Annotated in this window: 28 protein-coding genes, 3 tRNA genes and 1 pseudogene; 18 read left to right on the top strand and 14 right to left on the bottom strand. The window is 61.2% G+C overall.

The features are described 5' to 3' along the window. The coding region (locus NKI72_RS24485) for a GTP-binding protein (protein ID WP_352851071.1) at nt 1–161 on the bottom strand (161 nt) is incomplete at its 3' end. A gap of 271 nt (nt 162–432) precedes the next feature. Here NKI72_RS24485 and NKI72_RS24490 point away from each other — a divergent pair. From NKI72_RS24490 to NKI72_RS24500, 3 genes are all read left to right on the top strand, one after another. Then, nucleotides 433–1,320 carry a DMT family transporter gene (locus NKI72_RS24490; RefSeq protein ID WP_352851062.1) on the top strand — a complete coding sequence of 296 codons (888 nt, stop codon included), beginning with the start codon at nt 433–435 and terminating at the stop codon, nt 1,318–1,320. A 33-nt stretch (nt 1,321–1,353) separates the two neighbouring features. Then, on the top strand, nt 1,354–1,803 hold the full coding sequence (locus NKI72_RS24495; RefSeq protein ID WP_352835897.1) for a GFA family protein: 450 nt from the start codon (nt 1,354–1,356) through the stop codon (nt 1,801–1,803). A 105-nt stretch (nt 1,804–1,908) separates the two neighbouring features. Next, nucleotides 1,909–2,568, top strand: coding sequence for a peptidoglycan recognition protein family protein (locus NKI72_RS24500; RefSeq protein WP_352509813.1), 660 nt, complete (start codon nt 1,909–1,911; stop codon nt 2,566–2,568). 45 nt (nt 2,569–2,613) lie between these two features. Here the strand turns inward: NKI72_RS24500 and NKI72_RS24505 are convergent, their stop codons facing one another. Further along, on the bottom strand, nt 2,614–2,871 hold the full coding sequence (locus tag NKI72_RS24505; RefSeq protein ID WP_023717513.1) for a GlsB/YeaQ/YmgE family stress response membrane protein: 258 nt from the start codon (nt 2,869–2,871) through the stop codon (nt 2,614–2,616). Nucleotides 2,872–3,030: 159 nt separating this feature from the next. Between NKI72_RS24505 and NKI72_RS24510 the strand changes: the two genes are divergently transcribed. Further along, complete coding sequence (locus NKI72_RS24510) at nt 3,031–3,498, top strand: YidB family protein (protein WP_352746804.1); 468 nt, start codon at nt 3,031–3,033, stop codon at nt 3,496–3,498. A gap of 163 nt (nt 3,499–3,661) precedes the next feature. On the opposite strand, the gene NKI72_RS24515 is transcribed toward NKI72_RS24510, so the two are convergent. Both NKI72_RS24515 and NKI72_RS24520 read right to left on the bottom strand, forming a co-directional pair. Continuing rightward, nucleotides 3,662–3,735: transfer RNA gene (locus NKI72_RS24515), tRNA-Gly, on the bottom strand. A gap of 67 nt (nt 3,736–3,802) precedes the next feature. Next, nucleotides 3,803–3,887: transfer RNA gene (locus NKI72_RS24520), tRNA-Tyr, on the bottom strand. Between the two features lie 202 nt (nt 3,888–4,089). Between NKI72_RS24520 and NKI72_RS24525 the strand changes: the two genes are divergently transcribed. Next, nucleotides 4,090–4,941 carry a TrmH family RNA methyltransferase gene (locus tag NKI72_RS24525; RefSeq protein ID WP_352835901.1) on the top strand — a complete coding sequence of 284 codons (852 nt, stop codon included), beginning with the start codon at nt 4,090–4,092 and terminating at the stop codon, nt 4,939–4,941. Nucleotides 4,942–5,071: 130 nt separating this feature from the next. Here NKI72_RS24525 and NKI72_RS24530 read toward each other — a convergent pair whose 3' ends face one another. From NKI72_RS24530 to gcl, 3 genes are all read right to left on the bottom strand, one after another. Continuing rightward, a complete protein-coding gene (locus NKI72_RS24530) occupies nt 5,072–5,959 on the bottom strand; it encodes a 2-hydroxy-3-oxopropionate reductase (RefSeq protein WP_352851063.1) in 888 nt (295 codons plus the stop codon). A gap of 243 nt (nt 5,960–6,202) precedes the next feature. Further along, on the bottom strand, nt 6,203–7,000 hold the full coding sequence (gene hyi / locus NKI72_RS24535; protein WP_352835907.1) for a hydroxypyruvate isomerase: 798 nt from the start codon (nt 6,998–7,000) through the stop codon (nt 6,203–6,205). A gap of 23 nt (nt 7,001–7,023) precedes the next feature. Beyond that, the gene (gene gcl / locus NKI72_RS24540; protein ID WP_352851065.1) at nt 7,024–8,805 is read right to left on the bottom strand and encodes a glyoxylate carboligase; all 1,782 of its coding nucleotides are present in this window, start codon (nt 8,803–8,805) and stop codon (nt 7,024–7,026) included. Nucleotides 8,806–9,008: 203 nt separating this feature from the next. Here gcl and bhcR point away from each other — a divergent pair, with 203 nt between their 5' ends. Then, entirely contained in the window at nt 9,009–9,857 is an 849-nt protein-coding gene (gene bhcR / locus NKI72_RS24545; protein WP_352702330.1) for an HTH-type transcriptional regulator BhcR, read from the top strand. A 49-nt stretch (nt 9,858–9,906) separates the two neighbouring features. On the opposite strand, the gene NKI72_RS24550 is transcribed toward bhcR, so the two are convergent. Next, nucleotides 9,907–10,263: a hypothetical protein gene (locus tag NKI72_RS24550; protein ID WP_352451067.1), complete on the bottom strand. Its 357-nt coding sequence runs from the start codon at nt 10,261–10,263 to the stop codon at nt 9,907–9,909. A gap of 423 nt (nt 10,264–10,686) precedes the next feature. Further along, nucleotides 10,687–10,986, bottom strand: coding sequence for a BA14K family protein (locus tag NKI72_RS24555; RefSeq protein WP_352766692.1), 300 nt, complete (start codon nt 10,984–10,986; stop codon nt 10,687–10,689). Between the two features lie 311 nt (nt 10,987–11,297). Here NKI72_RS24555 and NKI72_RS24560 point away from each other — a divergent pair. Then, nucleotides 11,298–11,660: pseudogene (locus tag NKI72_RS24560) on the top strand (IS66 family transposase); the annotation flags it as partial. A gap of 49 nt (nt 11,661–11,709) precedes the next feature. On the opposite strand, the gene NKI72_RS24565 reads toward NKI72_RS24560, so the two are convergent. Beyond that, nucleotides 11,710–12,153 carry a hypothetical protein gene (locus NKI72_RS24565; RefSeq protein ID WP_352684810.1) on the bottom strand — a complete coding sequence of 148 codons (444 nt, stop codon included), beginning with the start codon at nt 12,151–12,153 and terminating at the stop codon, nt 11,710–11,712. A 388-nt stretch (nt 12,154–12,541) separates the two neighbouring features. After that, nucleotides 12,542–12,709, bottom strand: coding sequence for a hypothetical protein (locus tag NKI72_RS24570; protein ID WP_352451069.1), 168 nt, complete (start codon nt 12,707–12,709; stop codon nt 12,542–12,544). Nucleotides 12,710–12,867: 158 nt separating this feature from the next. Between NKI72_RS24570 and NKI72_RS24575 the strand changes: the two genes are divergently transcribed. The 4 genes from NKI72_RS24575 to NKI72_RS24590 all read left to right on the top strand — a co-directional run bounded on the left by NKI72_RS24575 (nt 12,868) and on the right by NKI72_RS24590 (nt 14,562). Continuing rightward, nucleotides 12,868–12,943, top strand: a tRNA-Thr gene (locus NKI72_RS24575). A gap of 141 nt (nt 12,944–13,084) precedes the next feature. Next, entirely contained in the window at nt 13,085–13,324 is a 240-nt protein-coding gene (locus tag NKI72_RS24580) for a hypothetical protein (protein ID WP_352541361.1), read from the top strand. Nucleotides 13,325–13,590: 266 nt separating this feature from the next. After that, the gene (locus NKI72_RS24585; RefSeq protein ID WP_352541362.1) at nt 13,591–13,788 is read left to right on the top strand and encodes a hypothetical protein; all 198 of its coding nucleotides are present in this window, start codon (nt 13,591–13,593) and stop codon (nt 13,786–13,788) included. A 135-nt stretch (nt 13,789–13,923) separates the two neighbouring features. Further along, nucleotides 13,924–14,562 carry a cupin domain-containing protein gene (locus NKI72_RS24590; protein ID WP_352835913.1) on the top strand — a complete coding sequence of 213 codons (639 nt, stop codon included), beginning with the start codon at nt 13,924–13,926 and terminating at the stop codon, nt 14,560–14,562. Between the two features lie 64 nt (nt 14,563–14,626). Here NKI72_RS24590 and NKI72_RS24595 read toward each other — a convergent pair whose 3' ends face one another. Next, on the bottom strand, nt 14,627–15,193 hold the full coding sequence (locus NKI72_RS24595) for a DUF2569 family protein (protein ID WP_352835916.1): 567 nt from the start codon (nt 15,191–15,193) through the stop codon (nt 14,627–14,629). Between the two features lie 140 nt (nt 15,194–15,333). Between NKI72_RS24595 and NKI72_RS24600 the strand changes: the two genes are divergently transcribed. Next, nucleotides 15,334–15,534, top strand: a complete 201-nt coding sequence (locus NKI72_RS24600) for a DUF2905 domain-containing protein (protein WP_352835919.1) — start codon at nt 15,334–15,336, stop codon at nt 15,532–15,534. Nucleotides 15,535–15,589: 55 nt separating this feature from the next. Here NKI72_RS24600 and NKI72_RS24605 read toward each other — a convergent pair whose 3' ends face one another. Continuing rightward, entirely contained in the window at nt 15,590–16,204 is a 615-nt protein-coding gene (locus NKI72_RS24605; protein ID WP_352472778.1) for a TetR/AcrR family transcriptional regulator, read from the bottom strand. A 91-nt stretch (nt 16,205–16,295) separates the two neighbouring features. Between NKI72_RS24605 and NKI72_RS24610 the strand changes: the two genes are divergently transcribed. Genes NKI72_RS24610 through NKI72_RS24630 form a run of 5 tightly spaced genes read left to right on the top strand, consistent with a single transcriptional unit; the run spans nt 16,296 to nt 20,868 of the window. After that, a complete protein-coding gene (locus NKI72_RS24610) occupies nt 16,296–17,402 on the top strand; it encodes a polyamine ABC transporter substrate-binding protein (protein WP_352851066.1) in 1,107 nt (368 codons plus the stop codon). A 13-nt stretch (nt 17,403–17,415) separates the two neighbouring features. After that, the gene (locus NKI72_RS24615; RefSeq protein WP_352835925.1) at nt 17,416–18,258 is read left to right on the top strand and encodes an ABC transporter permease; all 843 of its coding nucleotides are present in this window, start codon (nt 17,416–17,418) and stop codon (nt 18,256–18,258) included. Nucleotides 18,259–18,260: 2 nt separating this feature from the next. Continuing rightward, nucleotides 18,261–19,043 carry an ABC transporter permease gene (locus NKI72_RS24620; protein WP_352835927.1) on the top strand — a complete coding sequence of 261 codons (783 nt, stop codon included), beginning with the start codon at nt 18,261–18,263 and terminating at the stop codon, nt 19,041–19,043. Further along, nucleotides 19,040–20,110, top strand: coding sequence for an ABC transporter ATP-binding protein (locus NKI72_RS24625; RefSeq protein ID WP_352835930.1), 1,071 nt, complete (start codon nt 19,040–19,042; stop codon nt 20,108–20,110). The genes NKI72_RS24620 and NKI72_RS24625 overlap by 4 nt, the downstream gene beginning before the upstream one ends. Beyond that, the gene (locus NKI72_RS24630) at nt 20,107–20,868 is read left to right on the top strand and encodes an MBL fold metallo-hydrolase (protein ID WP_352851067.1); all 762 of its coding nucleotides are present in this window, start codon (nt 20,107–20,109) and stop codon (nt 20,866–20,868) included. The genes NKI72_RS24625 and NKI72_RS24630 overlap by 4 nt, the downstream gene beginning before the upstream one ends. 17 nt (nt 20,869–20,885) lie before the next feature. On the opposite strand, the gene NKI72_RS24635 is transcribed toward NKI72_RS24630, so the two are convergent. After that, nucleotides 20,886–21,050, bottom strand: a complete 165-nt coding sequence (locus tag NKI72_RS24635; RefSeq protein ID WP_352835934.1) for a hypothetical protein — start codon at nt 21,048–21,050, stop codon at nt 20,886–20,888. Nucleotides 21,051–21,330: 280 nt separating this feature from the next. Between NKI72_RS24635 and NKI72_RS24640 the strand changes: the two genes are divergently transcribed. Beyond that, entirely contained in the window at nt 21,331–22,104 is a 774-nt protein-coding gene (locus NKI72_RS24640) for an NAD kinase (RefSeq protein WP_352851068.1), read from the top strand. The last annotated feature ends 135 nt before the right edge of the window (nt 22,105–22,239 follow it).

Raw genomic sequence — 22,239 nt, forward strand, 5'->3', positions numbered from 1 at the left:
CGCGCCTTCTCTTCCGGCGCCGCATCGATCTGGTCGTAGCGCTTGTATTCGCCAAAATACTTGGTGATCGCCGCCGTCAGCGACGTCTTGCCATGATCGACGTGACCAATCGTGCCAATGTTCACATGAGGCTTAGTGCGCTCGAATTTACCTTTTGCCATAGTCTCTTTCCTTGGACGGCCTGGGGACGGCCTGGACCTTCAGTTCAGTCGAATGCGGGGCGATTAGCGACTAAGGCCGAAAAACACAAGTGCCTTGTCGCCGAGCGCGCTCGCCCGCCCGAACGCGTGATCCGGTTTCGGAGAATGTGGCGCGGATATAGGAACGAACAAGGGCAAATGGAATGGTTGCGGCTGCGGCTGACGGCTTTGACGGATTTACAGCCGGATCTGGCCCATTGCCGCCCTGGCGCCGGTCTGATTTCGTAGGCCGATGCATTTCATCCCGACTGCCATACGAGGCCCGCTGTTCATGGTCGTTTCGACCGGGTCCTACATCGTCAACGACACGATGATGAAACTCGCAACCGCGGGACTGCCGCCCTATGAGGTGCTGTTCCTGCGCGGCGCTGCGGCAACATTGTGGGGCTTTCCGCTGCTGTTCATGCTGGGCTATGGCAAGCAGATCCCGCTGATCCTCGACGCCAAGGTTTTGCGCAGGAACATGCTCGAACTGGGTGCGATCCTTTGCTACGTGGTGGCGCTCGCCAACATGCAGATCGCCGATTCGACCGCGCTCGGACAGATCACGCCCTTGCTGATGCTGGTCGGCTCCTCGATGCTGTTTGGCGAACGGATCGGCGGGGTGCGCCTGGCGCTGATCGGGCTCGGCTTTATCGGCGCGGTGATGGTTGCACAACCGACGATGCAGGGGATTTCGGTCTACGCGCTGCTGGCGCTAGGCAACGCAGCTCTGTCCGCCGCGCGCGATCTGGCCGGACGCAAGGTCGCCGCCGACGTGCCGGGGATGATCGTCGCTATTTCCGCGGTGATTGTGGTGCTCGCTGGCGCCGGCGTTGCGCATCTGGTTTCCGAGCAGTGGGTGGTGCCTGAAATCCGTCACCTGCTGCTGATGGGCGGCGCCGGACTGTTCCTGATCTTCGGCCACTTCTTTATCTTCATGGCCTATCGCGTCGGGCCGACCAGCGTGGTGGCGCCGTTCTACTATTGCTTTACCGTCTGGGCGGTGATTTCAGGCTTGGTGGTTTTCCGGCAGCTCCCGAATGCGCTGGCCATCGGCGGCATCCTGCTGGTGGTGGCCAGCGGGTTGACCATCGTCTCGCTCGACGAGCGCAAGCGCCGGTTGACCGTCGTCGCTTGAAACTGAAATCAGCCTGCATAATGGGAGGAGCGCGTGGCAAGCCCGGATGACAACCAGAATTCACGCAACCGCAGGCTTATCGGAAAGTGCCTGTGCGGCGCCGTTCAGTACGCGGTGGCGGACGCGTTCGTCTATGCCGCGAACTGCCACTGCTCGAACTGCCGGCGCACCACCGGCTCGGCCTTCAAGCCATTCGCCGGCATCGAGCGCGACAGGCTGAGCCTGACCAAGGGCGAGGATAATCTCATGATCTTCGGCGACGAAACCGGCCATGACGCGCACTGCCGGACTTGCGGCTCGTTGCTCTATTCGGTGGTCCGCGACGGTGCCTTCGTGCATGTCGCCATGGGAAGCCTCGTCGACGAGCCGACCATCCGCCCGACGCAGCACATTTTCGTCGGCTCGAAGGCGAAGTGGTTCACGATCACCGACGATCTGCCGCAATACAGAGAACACGCGGTCGCCGGAGATGCCGGCGAATAGCTGACCGTTAGAAAACGCTCAACCAAATTATCGTTTCGTTTTCGCGTCCGCCGCCAAGGAAACTATACTGTGCTCCGTCACTGAACTTATGTCGCGGGGATTTCTGTGGCATTGCCGCCCGACTGGTTGCCCAATGTTGCGATGAAGCGCGTCATTTGCCACTGGACGGCCGGCTCGCATTCGGCCGGCGATACCGACAGGGATGCGTATCACATACTGGTCGAGGGGAATGGCCGCCTGGTCAGGGGCCGGCCTTCGATCGCGCTCAATTCAGGCCGGGTAAAACCGGGATATGCCGCGCACACGCTCAACTGCAACGGCGGCTCGATCGGGGTTTCGCTCTGCTGCATGGCCGGGGCGGAGGAAAGGCCGTTCGATGCCGGCGGCTATCCGATGACCAGGGCGCAGTGGGACGCGATGACCGCCGTTGTCGCCGAACTCTGCAAATACTACCGCATCAAGGTCACGCCCAAAACGGTGCTGTCGCATGCCGAAGTCGAGAGCAATCTCGGCATCGAGCAGCGCGGAAAATGGGATTTCACCCGGCTGCCCTTCGATCCGACGATCAGCGGCGCAAGCGCCTGTGGCGAGCGGCTGCGCCGCGACGTGACGGCGGCAATGGGCGCGATGCCAAATCTGCCGGTGAGGATTGGGCGCGATGCCGCATGGCAGCGACTGCTCGAGGAATTATGGCCGATCATGGTGAGAGGGCTGGAAGCCGGCCTCAACACGCTGATCCGCGAAATCCTCAAAAGGATCAGATAGGCGGTCGGCATTCGGGTGAATGCCGACGCAACTGCCGGACGACTTCTAGAGTGCCCTCTTGCCGCTGAACTGATGATAGGCCCACAGGACCACCACGGCACCGACCACGGCGACGATCAGGCTATAGATGTTGAGCCCGGTAACGCCCGACGCGCCAAAGGCGCTGAAGATGAGCCCGCCGACGATGGCACCGACAATCCCGAGCACGATGTCGAGCACAAGGCCTTGCCCGCTTTTATTGACGATCTTGCTGCCTATGAAGCCGGCGATGACGCCGAGAATAATCCAGCTTAATATTGACATTTTTCCTCTCCGTTCCCCGCACCCGATTACTTCCACATTATTAAGCAAAGCTCAAGCCAACTTGAAAATCATGATTACGGAAAGCTCAAACCGGCTTGAAATTCGCCATGGATGCGTCATTGTTGGAAACGGACGGGCAATTTGACATGGAGATCCACAATGGGACTGTTTGACAATGCCGTTCCCGGCGGCAACGTCGCCAAGCCGCTGATGATCGCGCTCGGCGCACTTTTGGTGGGAAAAATGCTGAGCGGTGGAAGTTCCGCCCAGACGGAGGCAGCGCAAAGCCCTGCCCCCATCCCGCCCGATACAACCACATCCGCCGATGGCGGCCTGCTCGGCGGTCTGGGCGGCCTGCTCGACAAACTGAAGGACGCCGGCCACGGCAACGTTGCCAATTCGTGGGTCGGTACCGGTCAGAACCAGCCGATCAACCCCAGCGATCTGGGCAGTGCTCTCGGGCCACAAATCATCCAGGAGATCGCGCAAAGGACGGGCCTGAACCAGCAGGACCTGCTCAAGCAGCTATCCGCAGCCTTGCCAGGGCTTGTCGACCAGTTGACGCCGAACGGGCAAGTGCCGCAGCAGAACCAGCTCGCGTCCATATTCAGCAAATTCGCGAGCTGACGCCTGTCGCCCAACGCCGCCTGCGGTTCGGGACAACGATAACACAGATTAAGATGCGCGTCCGTCTGGACGCGCAACGAATACTTTGAATTATCGGCAAAGCGCTTCGCTTGGGGCTGCCTTCGGCATCGTGCGCGAGGTGCGCCGCGGCTGGGGGGAAATCTGGAGCGGGTAGCGGGAATCGAACCCGCATATTCAGCTTGGAAGGCTGCTGCTCTACCACTGAGCTATACCCGCGCCTTTCAGTCAAGCATCGGATCCGCTCCGACGCTCGCTCTGCGTTTCAGGGCTTCCGGGCCGGCAGTGGTGGAGAGGGTTGGATTTGAACCAACGTAGGCATAGCCAACGGATTTACAGTCCGTCCCCTTTAACCACTCGGGCACCTCTCCAGTCTGCCGCCGGAGCCATGCAACGAGGCATCGACGCGTCGCGGCTGCCTGAGCAGCCCTTCCGCGAAGCGCCTTATGGCGGCAGCGCCCAAAACTGTCAACCGCAACAGTCCGGCAAAAAGCGCTGAATTTCGCACCTCGCCCGACAAGCAGCTTCTGCGGCTGTATCCATGGCCGGACGACACGGCTATAGAAGCCGGCCATGAGCAACGATAACAAATCGAAGACCCCTAAAGACACCCACTACGCCAAGCTGCGCCGCGCGCATCGCGACGAGAAGAGCGGTGGCGCGCCTGCATTCAGGCCACGCCAGCCGGTGCCGCCCGGCGAGAACCCGGCGGATGGGCTGGTGCGGCTCTACGGGCTGCACACGGTGCGGGCCGCACTCGACAATCCGCGCCGAAAAATCAAGAAGATGCTGGTGACGCGCAACGCTGCCGAGCGGCTGGCAATCGCCGACCTTGGCGCTTTGCCCTTCAAGGCGGAGTTGGTCGAACCCAGGGACATCGACAAGGTCACCGGCTCGGATGCCGTTCACCAGGGCGTGCTGATCGAGGCCGAGCCGCTGAAACCGAAGCGGCTCGATGCGCTTGGCGACGCCAGGCTGGTGCTGGTGCTCGACCAGATCACCGATCCGCACAATGTCGGCGCGATCCTGCGCTCGGCGGCCGCCTTCGGTGCCGGCGCACTGATCACCACGGCGCGCCACAGCCCGCAGGAATCCGGCGTACTGGCGAAGTCGGCCTCCGGCGCGCTCGAACACATCGATCAGATCGAGGTGAAGAACCTCGCCGATGCGCTGGAGCAGTTGCACGAGGCCGGTTTCCAGACGATCGGCCTGGATTCGGACGGGCCGGCGGAACTTGAAACCAGCTTTGCCGGCGACAAGATCGCTCTGGTGCTCGGCGCCGAGGGAAAAGGCCTGCGCCAGAAAACGCGCGAAACGGTGACGACGCTCGCCCGCCTCGACATGCCCGGTGCCATCCGCTCGCTCAACGTGTCGAATGCCGCGGCGGTGGCGCTTTATGCGGCGCGAAAATTTTTGAAAGAGTGAATGGTGAATGGTGAATGGTGAATGGTGAATGGTGAATGGTGAGACTGTGCGTAAGTCGTGACCAATTTACTACCAACTACTCACCTATCTGCAACTGACTACCTATTCACTATTCACTATTCACTATTCACTATTCACCCACTTCACATCCCGCCATCCGCTCCAGCGCCCGAACCAGCGCCGAATGATCTTCCTTAGCGCCGCCATTCGCCGCGCAAGAGTTGAACAATTGCTGCGTCGTTGAAGTGTTGGGCAGGGCGACGCCGAGCGCTTTCGCGCCTTCCAGCGCCAGATTGAGATCCTTCTGGTGGAGTTCGATGCGGAAGCCGGGCGCGAAAGTGCGCTTGATCATGCGCTCGCCATGCACTTCCAGGATGCGCGAGTTTGCGAGCCCGCCCATCAGCGCCTGCCGGACCTTGGCCGGGTCGGCGCCGGCTTTTGAAGCAAAAACAAGCGCTTCGGCGACGGCCTCAATGGTCAGCGCGACGACGATCTGGTTGGCGACCTTGGTGGTCTGTCCGACGCCGTTCGGTCCGACCAGAGTGATGTTCTTGCCTATCTTCTCGAAGATAGGCCTGGCGCGTTCGAAGGCTTTTTCCTCACCGCCGACCATGATGGTCAGCGAAGCCGCCTTGGCGCCGACCTCGCCGCCCGACACCGGCGCATCGAGATAGTCGCAGCCGACATCGTTGATCTTTCTTGCGAATTCCTTGGTTTCGATCGGCGAGATCGAGCTCATGTCGATGACCAGCTTGCCTTTAGTGAGGCCTGACGCGACGCCATTCTCAGCGAACAGCACGTCGGCGACCTGCGGCGTATCCGGAACCATGGTGATGACGATGTCGGCGGCACGCGCGACGGCATCATGGCCGGTGACGACCTTCAGGCCCTTGGCGACGAGGTCGGCCGGCGGTTTCGAGCGGTGGTCGCTGGCGACGACCTGATAACCGGCGTCTAGCAGATGCCCCGCCATCGGCGCGCCCATAATGCCGAGGCCGATGAAGCCGATGGTGTCCATGTTTTTCTCCGTTTCTTGTTAAGGGGGCGTTTCCTGCGCGCCCCCTCTGGCCTGCCGGCCATCTCCCCCACGAGTGGGGAGATCGGCAGTTCCCGCGCCGGCCCTTAAACGTTCCCGACCTCGAAAATTGGCGAAAGCGGCGGTGATATCCAATCTCCCTCCTTGTGGGGGAGATGCCAGGTTTTGGCAAAGAGGGCAGGCCAGAGGGGCGCGCGCAGGAACGCGACGTGCGATACGTAGCGTCTACGCCGCCGCGCTCCCCTTCCCGGCCAGGTCCCTGAACCACCCAAGCCCGGTTTCCGTTCCGCCCTTAGGCTTGTACTCCGCACCGACCCAGCCGGAATAGCCGATGCGGTCGATGTGGTTGTACAGGAAGGGAAAATTGATCTCGCCCGTCCCCGGCTCATGACGGCCGGGATTGTCCGCAAGCTGGATATGAGCGATGCGGCTGAGGTTTGCCTCAATGGTACGGGCGAGATCCCCCTCCATGATCTGCATGTGGTAGATGTCGTATTGCAGGAACAGGTTCTTCGAGCCGACGCGGTCGATCAGGGCCAGAGCCTGGTCCGAGTAATTCAGGAAGAAGCCCGGAATGTCGCGGGTGTTGATCGGCTCGATCAGCAGCCTGATGCCGGCCTGCTCCAGCTTTTCGGCCGCGAAAGCCAGATTTTCGGCGAAGACGTCTTCCAGCACGGAGCGATCGACGCCTTGCGGCGCGATGCCGGCGAGGCAGTTGACCTGCTCGCAGGCGAGCGCATGGGCATAGGTGACGACCTTGGCAATGCCCTGCCGGAACTCCGGGATGCGGTCGGGCAGGATCGCGATGCCGCGCTCGCCCTTGGCCCAGTCGCCGGCAGGCAGGTTGAACAGGACCTGCGTCAGCCCGTTCTTCTTCAACCTGGCCGCGACGACATCCGGCGCATGGTCGTAGGGGCCGATATACTCGACGCCCTTGAAGCCGGCGCGGGCGGCGGCATCGAAGCGGTCGAGGAAGTCATGCTCGCCAAAGAGCATCGAAAGATTGGCTGAGAACCGTGGCATGGCAGTAGTTCCTCATATGCGGCTTAATCGAGCATGACGATCGCCGTGGGGGCATCTTCATGGCGTTCGGCAAGCTCCTCGAATTCGGTGATCTTGTCGATTTCGGTACCCATCGAAACGTTGGTGACGCGCTCGAGGATGAATTCGAGCACCACCGGAACCTGGTGCTCGTCCATCAGGCGCTTTGCCTCTTCGAAGGCACCGGCGAATTCCTCCGGCCGGCGCACCCTGACGGCCTTGCAGCCCATCGCCTCGGCAACGGCGACGTGGTCGACGCCGTAGCCCGCCTCTGGATCGCCCTGTCGATTGACGTTCTCGAAGGCGAGGCTGACTTCGAAATCCATCGAAAAGCCGCGCTGCGCCTGGCGGATCAGGCCGAGATAGGCATTGTTCACGACGACATGGATGTAGGGCAATTTGTGCTGTGCGCCGGCCGCCAGTTCCTCGATCATGAACTGGAAATCATAGTCGCCGGACAATGCCACAATTGTGCGGTCCGGATCGGCGGCGCGAACACCGAGGGCTGCCGGCAATGTCCAGCCGAGCGGGCCGGCCTGGCCGCAATTGATCCAGTTGCGTGGCTTGTAGACGTGCAGGAATTGCGCCCCGGCGATCTGGGACAGGCCGATCGTGGTGACATAGGTGGTGTCGCGGCCGAACGCCTTGTTCATCTCCTCGTAGACGCGCTGCGGCTTCAGCGGCACCTGGTCGAAATGGGTCTTGCGCTTCATCGTCTTCTTGCGCTGCCGGCATTCGCCGGCCCAGCCCGACCAGTCGCGCAATTTTCCGGCCGTCCTCCACTCGGTGGCGACGTCGAGCAGCATCTTAAGCGCCGCACCGGCGTCCGAGACGACGCCGAGGTCCGGCGCGAAGACCCGGCCGATCTGCGTCGGCTCGATATCGACGTGGATGAATTTCTTGCCCTTGGTATAGACGTCGATCGAACCGGTGTGGCGGTTGGCCCAGCGGTTGCCGATGCCGAAAACGAAATCGGCTTCGAGCATCGTGGCATTGCCATAGCGGTGCGAGGTCTGCAGCCCGCACATGCCGGCCATCAGGCGGTGGTCGTCGGGGATCGCGCCCCAGCCCATCAGCATCGGAATGACAGGCACGCCGGCGACCTCGGCGAACTCGATCAGCAGATCGGACGCATCGGCGTTGATGATGCCGCCGCCGGCGACGATGACAGGCTTTTCCGCCGCATTCAGCATCGTCAACGCCTTCTCGGCCTGGGCGCGCGACATTGCCGGCTTGAACGGCACCAGCGGCTCGTAGGCATCGATGTCGAACTCGATCTCGGTCAGTTGCACATCGACAGGCAAATCGATCAGCACCGGCCCCGGCCGCGACGAGCGCATCAGATGGAACGCTTTCTGCAGCGCCATCGGCACCAGATAGGGTTCCATGACGGTGACCGCCCATTTGGCGACGGGTGCAGCGATCGCCGCAATGTCGACGGCCTGAAAATCCTCCTTGTTGAGACGCGCGCGCGGCGCCTGCCCGGTGATGCAGAGGATGGGAATTGAATCGGCAGCGGCCGAATAGAGGCCGGTGATCATGTCGGTGCCGGCAGGACCCGAGGTGCCGATGCACAGACCGATATTGCCCGATCTGGCGCGGGTAAACCCTTCGGCCATATGCGAGGCCGCCTCGACGTGACGCGCAAGGATGTGGCGGATACTGCCCCTCGCCTTCAGTGCCGAATAGAGCGGGTTGATCGCAGCACCCGGCACGCCGAAGGCACAGGAGATGCCTTCCTTTTCGAGAACGAGAACCGCTGCGTCGACTGCGCGCATCCTGGCCATGTCAGCCTCCACGGAATTGTTGATAGCCGATGATGCCAGCGCACCAATGATTTTTCAATTTTTTCAGAATATTTTTCCATTTCTAGAAAACAGCTCTTGTTGGTTGAATTGATTGGCCTTTTTGTTTTCCATGAATTCGCTTCGTAAATCACTGGAAAACTTTTTCATTGCCTGTTTGGGCGAACAGGGCGAAGAATGGCCCGATGGAAACCACCGAAAAACGCCAGCGCGGCCGGCCGCGCGCCTTCAACGGGCCGTCCGAGGCCGCCTCGGTGCAGTCGCTGGACCGGGCGCTGCGGATCCTGGCAATCGTCGCCGATGGCAGTGGCCTGTCGCTGAGCGAGATCGCCGCCAGTTCCGGTCTGCCGGCATCCACCGCCTACCGCATGCTGACGACGCTGGAAAACCACGGCATGGTCGAGTTCGACGGCCCTGACCAACTGTGGTCGATCGGCGTCGAGACCTATCGCATGGGGGCGGCGTTCCTGCGCCGCCGCAAGCTGGTCGACCGCGCCCGTATCGTCATGCAGGAATTGATGGAGAAGACCGGCGAGACCGCCAATCTCGGCGTCGCCGAGGACGATTGCGTCGTCTTCGTCAGTCAGGTCGAGACGCACCAGGCGATCCGCGCCTTTTTCCGGCCGGGCACGCGCAGCTCTTTCCATGCATCGGGCATCGGCAAGGCGGTGCTGGCGTATCTCGAGCCGGAGCGCGTCGCCACCATCCTGCGCCGGGCCGGGCTGGAGCGCTTCACCGAAAACACGCTGTCCGATATCTCGGCTCTCGCCCGCGACCTGGTGACGATCAAGCTGCGCGGCTGGTCGGTTGACGACGAGGAGCGGCATCCGGGCATGCGCTGCGTTGCCGCCGCCATCTTCAATGAATTCGGCGAGCCGATCGGCGGCGTTTCGGTCTCCGGGCCGACAGTACGGGTCACGCCGGAACGGCTGGCCGAGATCGGGCCGCTGGTGCACGATGCGGCGGCGGAGGTGACGAGGATGATCGGCGGACTGCCGACCCCTCCCGGCCTTGGCAGCGAGCCGAGCGCATAGCAGCGCTGACCAGCGCGGAATGGTGCGACATCTGCCAGGATGGCCAGAGCTAGGCCCCGGGCACCGCGCTCTTGGTCGATAGGTCGTAGAAATCAAGCAGCATCGCCAGCCCAACTCCGCAGGCGGTGAAGATGAGGCCGGCAATGAAGATACGATTGGCGCGTTCATAAACGCGCCGTTGTAGAGACGTTATGTCGAGCAGCAACCGCAGCGCTCGTATCTGCAGGGCAATGCCGATCAAAATCGGCACGACGGCGGCCAGGTGATAGATTTCCCATGGTATCGGGTTGGCGGCCCAATGCGTGATGAAGCCCAGCGAGAACGCCAGCAGGATGCCGACTGTGGTGATTGTGCCGTTGCGGAAAACCGTCTCGATCGGCTCTTCGTTCGGATCGTGCTCGCCCAAGCGCCCTCTCCCTGTTTCGCTATCGGTGCAGACTAGGCTGTTGGGAAATCGCTGTATACTGCCGGGTTCCTGGTGAAATCGGAGACAAATGATAGCTAAATTGCTTGGAGACTGAAGCTGGCGCTGCCCCTCATTGCCCTGCCGGGCATTTCTCCCCGTATAGTGACGGGGAGAAAGAAGCTGACCGCGACCTTGGCGCCCTCTTGCAGCGCTGGAGACTGCCGAAGTCATCGCCGAGAGCGTCCCTTCTCCCCATCACTATACGGGGAGAAGATGCCGGCAGGCAGATGAGGGGCAGCGCCGACACTGATAGTCAGTCGATTTCGACAGGAAGCCTATCGCCGAACAACAGAAAAAGGGCCAGTGGGGCGCCCTTCCGGTTGCATGAAACGGTCACGTCCTCCCAAGCTGGCATCGTGGCCCTCAAAGCCAGCAGCGATGGCGATAGCCGTCGTAGCCGACATAGGTGTCCGAGTACGGGTCGTAGCTCTGGTAGCGATTGAGGCAGCGCCGGACGTGCCACGAGCCGCCGTCTTCCTCGATATAGACGGTGCGCGGCTGGGCCAGCGCGCTGCCGAGCAGGAAGCCGCCGACACCTGCGGCAATGCCGATGCCGAGGTGCTTGTGCTTGTGATGGGCGGCCGACGGCTGAACGGTGCCGACCAGCATGGCGGCGGCGACAGTGGTGGCGACGAGGCCGGAAATGATGGTGCGCTTGAACATGACGATCTCCTTGTTGTGGGAGGCGATCCAACCGCCTCTTGACCATCAGTCGTTGCGGCGGAGAAAAAGGTTCAAACATTTTTCGGGTCTCTTCGGCCGACGGCAACGATCCTGGCTCATGACGCAAAAAGGGCGGCCGAAGCCACCCTTTCGCCAAGTGGATCATCTAATCAAAGGAAGATGATCACCTTCCATGGTGATGATGATGGTGGTGCCACCACCACCAGTGATGCCAATGGTGATGATGATGATGCGTGCCGTGGGCCGACGACGACAGGCGGTGCCGGCTAGGGCGCCAGTGGCGATGGAGACGGTCGCGCGTCGCGGCCAAGTCCCCACTCGGCGAGGCTTTGGCCTACATCGCCAAATACCGGGATGGCCTGAAGCTCTTCCTGATCGCCGGCCGCGTCGAAATCGATAATAACAGCGTCGAGCGAACCATCGGACCGATAGCCCTCAATCGCAAGAACGCACTCTTCGCAGGGCACGACGCTGGGGCCGAGAACTGGGCGACCATCGCCTCGCTCATTGAAACTTGCAAACTCAATACTTTTGATCCGCTGTCCTATCTGACGAGCACACTCACCGCCATCGTCAGCGGCCATAAACAATGCCGGATCGATGAGCTGCTTCCTTGGAAATATCCCGCCTTACAAAGGAATTCCTACCCATGACAGTCGGCCCGAACCAGTCATTGCACAAATGCCTTGCCTCGGATCGGGTTTACTGGCCCATTTGATTTGACGGCCCAAAGTTGCCTCCTCTCCGGTGCTCGCGAAGCGGGTTATGAGGTCGGACGTCGATCCTGCGATCACCGTGGTAAGCCTTGCCGAGATCAGACACGATTTCAACCTCGCAAAGAGCATTCGTCGGACCCACCATGGAAAATCTGATGTAGGCATCCGCAAACCAGCTATGCGGCATCTCATTCGCATCCATAAGCCGCAACACCGCTCCTTGATAGTAGGTAGCCGAGGCGCTGAATTTGGAGCACTCAGACAACGTTGATCCCCTCTGCAGCCGTAGCCGCAACTCCCGTTGACCGGATTCCGTCAGAAAGGTTGCGTATTGCCCCAAAGCCCAGTAGCCATCCAGGTCGTTGTATCTACTGACAAAGCTTTCAAGAATATCGTGGCAAATTCCCTTAAATTGCTTTCTTCTCGGCATTGAAAATCCAACACAGGCGCTGCGCGACAATCTTATGGCTTGAAGGGAAGCATATCGAAATGTTTCGCAGTATCAACGGCCTCAAATCGTCGCCACTGACTGGTAGTGACGCAGGTTGCCATAAGGTTCAGCGGCCAATGGCATCTGACACCGAGCGGCCGAATTATCCGAGCAATGTGTGAGGAGCACATCGCTTACAGTAAAACTGCGCTTGGACATGATGATCTCCTCGATCTTTGAATGAGGCGATCATTCGCCTCTGGAGATCGGTCGCGGCGCGGCAGCGAAAGGTTCGGAGGTTCTGAGAATTCTTAGTGAGCGGTTCTTAGTGATTTCGTTTTGATTGGTGAGTAGTGAGAATTCGCGGTTTCACTACTCACTCTCTCGCTCACCCCATGCCGGTGATATGGCGAAGCCAGAAGGCGAGCGCGATGAAGCCGATGATGGTGGTGACGCCGGTCCAGTCGATATTGGCGTGCTTCAGGTCCTTGATGAGCTTCACCAGGAGAACCCAAGCCACGACGACGAGCGGGAGAATGATGACAAACCTGATCATGCGACTGCCTCGCTGATGCGATTGCACCTTCGATCAATATAGGAAGCGAATTGGCCGTTTTCAGGACGCCCTGGCGGCAGAACCGGCGCGTTCGCCGGGAACCGAAAAACGGAGTTTTGTCTTTACTGGCGCATCAAATATGGTAACCGAAGCGCCGTGCCCTTGTAGCTCAGCCGGTAGAGCAGCGGTTTTGTAAACCGAAGGTCGGCGGTTCGATCCCGTCCGGGGGCACCAGCAAGCAAGGATTGCTTGCGAGGACTTCCCAACGCGCATCGATATCTACTCATCCCCGATTTCCACAGGGTCGGGCCGTCAAGAGCGGTGGCACATCAATTCAAACGCATATAACTGCATCGGAAACCATGGGAGTTTCCGTTGGAGCAGAAACGCACGACCGCCCCCTTCATCAACGGGATGTTTGGCGGCCTTATCGTCTTCGCCTTCGCGTTCGGTTTTCGTTTGCTGACAAGTCCCGACCCCGATCCAACATCAAGAGCAACGACAAGCCTTTCGGTACTGGCCTTCGCCATTTGTTTCGGCGCAGCCTTCCTGCGCGAGCACCGGCGCCAGATTGCCGCCGCCAGAGAATATCTTAGCCGCCCAAGAACGTTTTAGGGCCACGCGTTCCGTCCCCGTCGGGGAACCACAAACGTCGCGTGAACTTGCCGGCTTAATCTGAGGCCAGATTGCGCTTTGGCATCTCATACCAAGAGACGGAGACGCCCATTAGTGCCTGGCCCTTACAGCCATCATTTCGGCCCCTCTCCGGCTCAGGGCCATTTAACAGCATTCGATTAAATTGCCCCTGTGTATATTAGCACTCGCTCAATTAAGCGCGCCGACAATGCCCCGTGTGGCGGGCCAAACCAACGGGTGTTGTCATGCGAAGCGATTTCGCCGCGGCGCGCGAGCTTTTGGAGTGCGCACAAAACCGCCTCTGCGGCGCAGATGAAACGAGCCGACGCGTCAACGAGGTCCTCGACGCGCTGATTGAAGAAATAGCCATCGCGGAATTCCGCAAGGCGCCACTGACGGTCGTGCCGTTTCCGCGTGCGCGGCCGCCCAAGCATGTTCGGTAGAGCGCTGGTCGCCCGCGTTGACGAAGAGCCGGCAACTGGTGTTTCCGCAATCGCCCGTTGGAGCGTCGTTGAACGACCAAGCCTTTGACGATAGAGTTGCCGGGCAGTGGTGCTCTGAAACTCCGGAGCCGATCCATGTCACGCTGTGGAGATGTCTACGAGAACAAGGTGACCGGCGAATATGCGGTCATCCTGCGCGGCACCGAAGACCGCGGCCAGGGACCTGGCATCGCTCATCTGACCGCCCGGCCGGGAGCCGCAGTGGTGGGCGAGCACTTCCACCCGAATCTGACGGAACGGTTTACCGTCCTCCGTGGCCGTCTCGACGCTTGCATCGCCGGGAAGACTTTGGCCCTGGGGCCTGGCCAATCCGCCACGGTCGAAGCAGGCGTCGCACATGATTGGTGGAACAGCAGCAAAACCGAAGAAGCGCATGTCCTGGTCGAAGTCGACCGGGCGCCAGCTGCGGACAATGTCGACCCGAACCGTTTCGAGCTGCTGATCGGCATGCTCTTCGGCCTGGCCAATGCCGGCAAGGTGGACAGAAAAGGTAGACCTTCGCCGCTTCAGGCAGCAGTCATCGCCAGAGAATTTGCCGACGTGATCGTCTTCACGCACCCGCCACCTGCGATTCAGCGAGTGGCGCTGGCGATCCTGGCGCCACTCGGCCATCTGCTCGGCTATCGCGCGATCGACCCGGACTACTGCAAGCCGCACGGGCATGTCATGCCGGCTCCTGAAATCCTCGCTCGAGCAGGCCTAGTAGCCGGATGATCCGGGTCCATATTGGGCGCCCGGCATTTTTGTCGGCAGCCATACGCAGGACTCGCGGCAAGCTCTATGAAGCACTCGCGACCTGACCGGATATGGCGGCCCTGTCGAACGTGTTTCTCACCCTGACCGACTTGTAGACGTAGGCGACCCAGATCCCGGTCAGTACAAAAGAAACTGCGGGCATTACCAGCCCATCCGCTGTAAGCACGAAGCTCACAGGAGCGCTCATAACCGCTGAGATCCACACCGTGTCCAGAATAAATACGGTTGGTATTGCAAACCACTGATACAGGAATAGCTGCTTGAAGCGGTAACTCCGCAGCAGCATCGCAAAGAGCACAACCACCTGGAACACCACAAACGCCAGCAAGAGGGCAATCTCTCCGTAGATCGCCAAAGTGCCATTCGGGAGCGTCATGAGCTGTCGGTAGCCTTCACTCGATGAGCCTAATGAGACGAGCGTGCGTAGCGGGGAGAAAGCCTGAAGGATCGCCAGCAGCATAAGCCAGCCTCCGAAACCTACGAGAGCCGAAGTATCCTGCAATGGCTTTGCGGCTGACCGAATGGCAAAGAAAACAGGCACGCCGATCAGCAGCGGCACTATAGCCCAATGCCAGATGGAAATCTGCATCCAATCCCTCCCCTGATACCCTTTTAGGTTGTATCAGATTTCAACCTCAACTCAAGAGGCAACATCGAAAGGAAGCGCTGCTTGCAAGACCCGTCAACACTATATTTCTGGCACGATGCTATTTCCGGCAGGATGCTGCCATGTCGCGAACTCTGATCGTCGTTGGTCTCAGCATAGTTGCCGTAGGCCTGCTGTGGCCTTGGTTGGCCCGGACCGGCCTTGGCAGGCTGCCCGGCGATATCGTGATCGAGCGTGAGAACTTCAGGCTTTATGTCCCTATCACCACGGGGATACTGGTCAGCATCGTGCTCTCGGCCATTCTATGGCTGATCAGCCGGTAGGCGATGCTCCGGCTGCGGCGATTTGTGTTGCAGGCCCAACTCGCCCTTGATCTTCTTACACTCCGATCGCCGCCACCAATATCCTGTTCTGCCTGCGTATCGCCGTGCGCAGTTCGGCAATCCTCGCCTCCTCGCGCTTCACGAATTCGATGAACATCATGTTCATGTTGTTGAAGATGAGTTCGCCGAGTGCCGGCCCGTCGATGTCGCGACGCACCAGGCCGAGCGCCTGCAGGCGGACGATCAGTGCGCGGATCTGCTCGGTCAGCGCGCGGTCCAGCCCGGTATAGGCCTGGCCGAACGGGCTGTCGGGCAGCTGCGTCGAGATTGCCATCGCCTGCCGCCACATCTCCTTGCTGAGATAATGCAGCGAGTGCTCGATATAGATGCCGAGCAGCGTATCGAGAGCGTCGCCGACGTTGGCCGGCGGGTTGGCGACGACGCCGCGCCCGGCATTGAGCACCTCGTTGACCTCCATCGAGACGATGGCGCCGAGGATATCACCCTTGTTCTGGTAGTAATTGTAGATGGTACCGACCGAGACTTCGGCCTGCGCGGCGATGGTCTCGATCTTGGCGCCTTCATAACCCGCATCGCGGAAAAGCGCCGCCGCCGCCTCGATGATGCGGCGGTGCCGATCCGCCTTCTGCCTTGCCCGCAATCCGCTCATAGCGGCTGTTTGCCACAAAAACAGAATTGACTCAATTTTAGAATTGGTTCAATTTTTTCCTACAAGCCAAAAAGGCATGGGAGAACACTCGATGTCCATCAATCCAAAGACCCCCAATCCAACCGTCAGGAATCCGCTTTCCGTTCTGAAGAGCCATCTCCAAGGCGCCTGTGCCGCGGCAGCACTGCTGCTGGCGGCGGGCAGCCTCGCTCAGGCGCAGGATCTCAACGCGCTGATCTGGTGCGATCACGCCGATCCGGCGCTGCTGCAGCCGTTCGAGGAAGCGAACGGCGTCAAGGTCAATGTCAAGGAGTTTGAAGGCACGGGCGCCGGCCTGGCCATCGTCGAACAATCGCAGCCCGGCGACTGGGACGTGATGGTGATCGACAGCATCGACGTACCGCGCGGCGTCGAAAAAGGCCTGTTCGAGCCGCTGCCGGAAGACAAGCTGCCGCTGGCCGACCTGTTTCCGCAGGTGAAGATGGACAGCTCCACCGTCGTTGACGGCAAGCGTTACGGCATCACCGAAAAGTTCGGCTACAACACGATCGGCTACAACAAGACCAAGGTCGACCCGGCCGACATGCAGTCGCTTGCCGCGCTGACCGGCGACAAATACAAGGGCAAGATCGCCATCTACGATTATTACCTGCCGGTCATCGGCATGGCCGCACTGGCGATCGGCAAGAAGACGGCGGACCTGACCGAAGCCGACCTTCCCGCCATCAAGGAAGAGCTGCTCAAAATGAAGGCCAACGCCAAGCTGGTCGGCGAAGTGACCGCCAGCCAGACGGCGCTGGCGACCGGCGAGGTCGACATTCTGGTCGGCGGCGGCGAATGGGTGACGGCGGGGCTGGCCAAGGAAAACCCTGCCCTGGACTTCTCTATCCCGAACGAAGGCGCCGTGCTGTGGTCGCAGTCGCTGGCAATGTTCAAGGATTCCAAGAACAAGGAGCTGGCGCTTAAATTCATCCAGTACATTATGAGCCCCGAAGGCCAGGCGCGGCTCGCCACCTCGTCCTGCTATTGGGGCATGCCGGCCAACAGCAAGGCGGCGTTGAGCGACGAGCAGAAGAAGATCCTGCGCTTTGACGAGCAGCCGGAATTCCTCGCCCGCGCCCAGTCCTATCCTGCGCCGAACGCCGACCTCGACAAGAAGATGCAGGACGTCTGGACCGAAATGCTGCAGGCGCAATGACCGGCAGCCGGTCGTGAACGCCGTCAACAGCGGGCGTGCCCTGCCCTGGGCGCTGGTCACGCCGGCGCTCGGCTGGACGTTGCTGTTCTTCGTGCTGCCCTTCGTCGCCATGGCGGTATCCAGCCTGACGGCACATGAAGGCGGCGGCTTCACGCTGTCCAACTACAGCCAGTTCTTTGCCAATCCGTCCTACTGGCAGGCGATGGTGAACTCGCTGCAGGTCACAGCGATCGTCACCGTGATCTCCGTGCTGCTCGCCTATCCTTTTGCCTGGATCCTGGCCGAGCAGGTGCCGGAGCGCTGGCAGCGGCTGGCGCTGATGCTGGCAGTGCTGCCGTTCTGGACCTCCTATGTCGTGCGCTCCTATTCGTGGCTGCTGGTGCTGGCGCAGAACGGCGTCGTCAACCATGCGTTGACCGGCTCCGGCCTGTTCAGCGAGCCGCTGCAGCTCGCCAATACGCGGCTGGCCACCGTCATCGGCTTCGTGCATTTCTTCGTCATGCTGTTGACGCTGACGATCTTCGCCAATCTGAAGCAGCTCAGCCCCAGCTATCGCAAGGCCGCCGCCGACCTCGGCGCCGGGCCGGTTCGGACTTTCCTGCATGTCGTTCTGCCGCTGACGCTCCCCGGTATCATGGTCGGCGCCTTCCTCACCTTCGTGCTGTGCATCGGCGACTACATCACGCCGCAGATCCTCGGCGGCAACAACGAGCTGTTGATGCCGCAACTCGTCATGATGCAGATCGGCCGGCGCGGCGACTTTCCGCTCGCCTCGGCGCTGTCGATCATCCTGATGGCGGTGGTCACCGTTGCCTATCTCGCCTGCTCCCGCTGGCTGAAGATCGAGCGGGCCTGACCATGCGCGCGCTCATCCGCCTCGTCTCCGGCCTTTACGCCATCGCAATCTACGGCTTCATCTTTCTACCGGTCATCGTTCTGGTGCTGTTTTCGCTGCAGGCAACCTCGTTTCCGATCCCGCCCTTCACCGGGCCTTCGCTGCGCTGGTACGAGGCCGTGCTCGCCGACACGCGGCTGACTTCGGCTCTGGTCAATTCGCTGCTGGTGGCGGTCGTCTCCTCGGCTGCCGCCGTCACGTTGGGCTTTCTCTCCGCCTGGGGTTTTGCGCGCTTCGCTTTGCCGGGCTCGGGCCTGATGCGCGGGCTGATCACCTTGCCCTTGACCGTCAGCTATCTCATCATCGGCATGGGGCTGCTGGTGCTGTTCAACTGGGCCGGCGTGCCGAAGTCGCTCACTGCCGCCGGCATCGGCCACGTCGTGATCAACCTGCCGCTCTGCTTTGCCATCGTCTACAGCCAGATGGGCGACCACCAGATCAACATCGAGCGCGCCGCGCGCGACCTCGGCGCGCCCGAATGGACGGTGCTGCTGCTGATCACCGTGCCTGTCATGGCACCGGCGATCTTCGCCGGTTTCTTTCTGTCGATGACCTTCTCCTGGGACGAATTCGTCATCTCGTTCCTATTGACGCGCTTCGATACGACGCTGCCGGTCGAGATCTGGAACCTGCTGCGCTCCGGCCTCAATCCCAAGACCAACGCCGTCGGCTCGCTGGTCTTCGCCGTCTCCATCGTGCTGGTGGTATTGTTCGAGCTGATGCTGTTGCGGAGGAAGCCGGCATGAGTGCGCCACTGGTCGATATAAGCTCCGTCTCGCATCGCTTCGGCCAGCATACCGTGCTGAAGAACGTCTCGCTGACGATCGAGCCTGGCAGCTACACGATCCTGCTCGGGCCGTCCGGGTCCGGCAAGACGACGCTTCTGTCCATCCTCGGCGGCTTCGTCACGCCGAGCGAAGGCAAGGTGCTGATCCGCGGCGAGGACTGCACTGCCGTGCCACCGGCGAAGCGGCCGACGACGACCGTGTTCCAGGACTACGCGCTGTTTCCGCATATGAGCGTCGGCAGCAATGTCGGCTTCGGCCTGCGCATGCGGGGTGTCGATGCCGCAACCCGGGCAGCAAGGGCGCGCGAGGCGCTGGCGCTGGTTGGGCTGGCCACTGCCTTCGACAAGAAGCCGCACCAGCTTTCCGGCGGTCAGCGGCAGCGCGTGGCACTGGCGCGCGCCCTGGTGGTCGAGCCGGCGGTGCTGCTGCTCGACGAGCCGCTCGGCGCGCTCGACCTGAAATTGCGCCGGCAGATGCAGGACGAGTTGAAGGCGATCCAGAAACGCGTCGGCACCGCCTTCATCCACGTCACTCACGATCAGGAAGAGGCGATGGCGCTGGCCGATCATTGCGTGGTGATGAATGACGGGCGCATCGAGGACGAAGGACCGCCCGAGCGCGTCTATGCCCGGCCAGCGACGCGCTTTTCCGCGACTTTCATGGGCGAAAGCACGCTGATATCGGGAACGGTGACCGAGGCGAAGAGCGGCAAAATCGCCGTCACCACGAAGCTTGGGTCGCTCTCGCTGCCCGGCACATTGCCGCCCGGCTTGGCCGTTGCGCTGGCCATCCGCCCGGAGCATCTTGTTCTCGGCGCTGCAGGCGGTGCTGTGGCGCTTGGCATGGTCAAGGTCAGCGACGTCGTCTTCCAGGGCAGCTTCAAGCGTGTGCTGGGGACCTCCACGACCGACCCGGCGCTGCACTTCATCGCCAAGGTCGCGGCCGCATCGGCCGTCCAGCCGGGCGACGTTGTCGCGGTATCGTGCGATGCTGGCGACATCATCCTGCTTGCGGACCAAACATGAGCACGCTTCCAATCATCGACGCTCCTGACTGGTACGAAACTATCCGCATGGGCGATGGCGTGACGCTGATCCACGAGCCGTGGATCAAGCCGTTCTTCCGCTGCAACATCTGGCATGTGCGCGGCCGCGACCGCGATCTTCTGTTCGATACCGGCCTCGGCCATTTCAGCCTGCGCCGCCACGTGCCGCTGGTCACGGAGCGCAAGCTCACCTGCGTGGCCAGTCACACCCATTTCGATCATATCGGCTGCCATCACGAATTTCCCGACCGCTGCGTGCACCCGGCCGAGGCCGAAATCCTCGCCGATCCACGCAACGAATGGACGGTTGCCGACCGCTATGCCACCGACGAGATGTTCGACGGCATGCCGCAAGGCTGGGACACGAAGCGCTACCGGATCCTGCCCGCACCAGCCGGCCGGTTGCTCGAGCAAGGCGACATCGTCGATCTCGGCGACCGTGCCTTCGAGGTCATCCACACGCCCGGCCATTCACCCGGCGGCATTGCGCTCTACGAAAACAGGACGGGCATCCTGTTTTCCGGCGACATCATCTATGACGGCCCGCTGATCGACGACGTCTATCACTCCGATATCGACGATTATGTCGAAACGCTGCTGCGCATGCGCGATCTCGATGTCTCGGTCGTGCACGGCGGCCATTTCCCGAGTTTCGGCAAAGTTCGCTATCGCCAGCTTATCGACGAGTATCTGGCGCAAAAGCGCCAGGCTGGCTGCCATCTGTTGCAAGCCCCATAATCACTGGCGCTGTGGCGTCAAAGCGCCCTTTGCGGACAGGGTGTCCCCGCCGCGTCGCCGCAGCGCGAGGCCGTGGGCTCGGGTCTAAAGCTCTTTTCCTCCGCCTGGCGCACCAGTTCCGCGAAAGCCAGGGCAAAACTTGCCAGCATCAGGAAGACAATAATCAAGCGTGCCAGCGGCAATAGATCGGCCTCGACTGGTTAGCCCCCCACGCCGCCCGTCCGCTGCCGGCTAACATGATCGATATGGCTTTACGAGAGTTTAAGGCGAGTCTTAACCATCACATCATTTTGTCCTCCGACATGATGCGCGAGTGCGGCTTGTTTGGTCGCCATCTCCAGGCACCTCCCTCCCTTTGCAGAAATGCCCACCCATGCTAACCCGGCGCTGGCGCGGCCCAGCAACCGGTCGCCGCCAATCGGTCGCCAGACGGTCATCGCCAATCGGTTGTCGTTGAGAGCCATGAGCAAAACCGCCAGCCGTTTCGCCTTCGTCTCATCCGGTACAGCCGACGCCAATGCGGCGCTTGAAAGCCTTTCTGCGCGTTACGGCCAGGCATCCGTCGAAGAAGCCGGGATCGTCGTGGCGCTCGGCGGCGACGGCTTTTTGCTGCAGACCCTGCGTGAGACGATGAGCACGGGAAAGAAGGTCTACGGCATGAACCGTGGCACCATCGGTTTCCTGATGAACGAATACCGCGCCAGCGGCTTGACCGGGCGCATCGCGGCGGCCGTTGCCGAAACGATCCGTCCGCTGGAGATGCAGGCGGTGACGGCCGAAGGCGAGACGATTTCGGCGCTCGCGATCAACGAGGTTGCGCTTTGGCGCCAGTCGTACCAGACGGCCAAGATCCGCATCACCGTGGATGGGCAAGAGCGGCTGGAGGAATTGCACTGCGACGGCGTGATGATTGCGACGCCGGCCGGCTCGACCGCATATAATCTGTCGGCGCACGGGCCGATCCTGCCGCTCGACGCTCCGCTGTTGGCGCTGACCCCGGTCAGCCCGTTGCGTCCGCGCCGCGGGCGCGGCGCGCTGCTCTCCAACAAGGCGATCGTGCGTTTCGACATTCTGGAGCCGGAAAAGCGGCCGGTGAACGCCGCCGCCGACCACACCGAGGTCAAGGCGGTGACGACGGTCACGGTGAGGGAATCGCCGACGGCAACGGCGACGCTGCTGTTCGATCCCAACCATTCGTGGAACGAGCGCATTCTCGCCGAACAGTTCCGCTACTGAGCCGGCGCGGCGGCCGCTGCGCAAATTAAGCATCGCGATTAAGCTTACGGCTTCACAATCGCACCAATGCCGCCCGTTTGTGTTGACAAATCGTGGGCTTGCGCCTACCTGCAATACCAATCTTGCAGGCGCGCG

Origin of the sequence: Mesorhizobium sp. M0437 (assembly GCF_040321335.1) — a bacterium.
Lineage (GTDB): Bacteria > Pseudomonadota > Alphaproteobacteria > Rhizobiales > Rhizobiaceae > Mesorhizobium.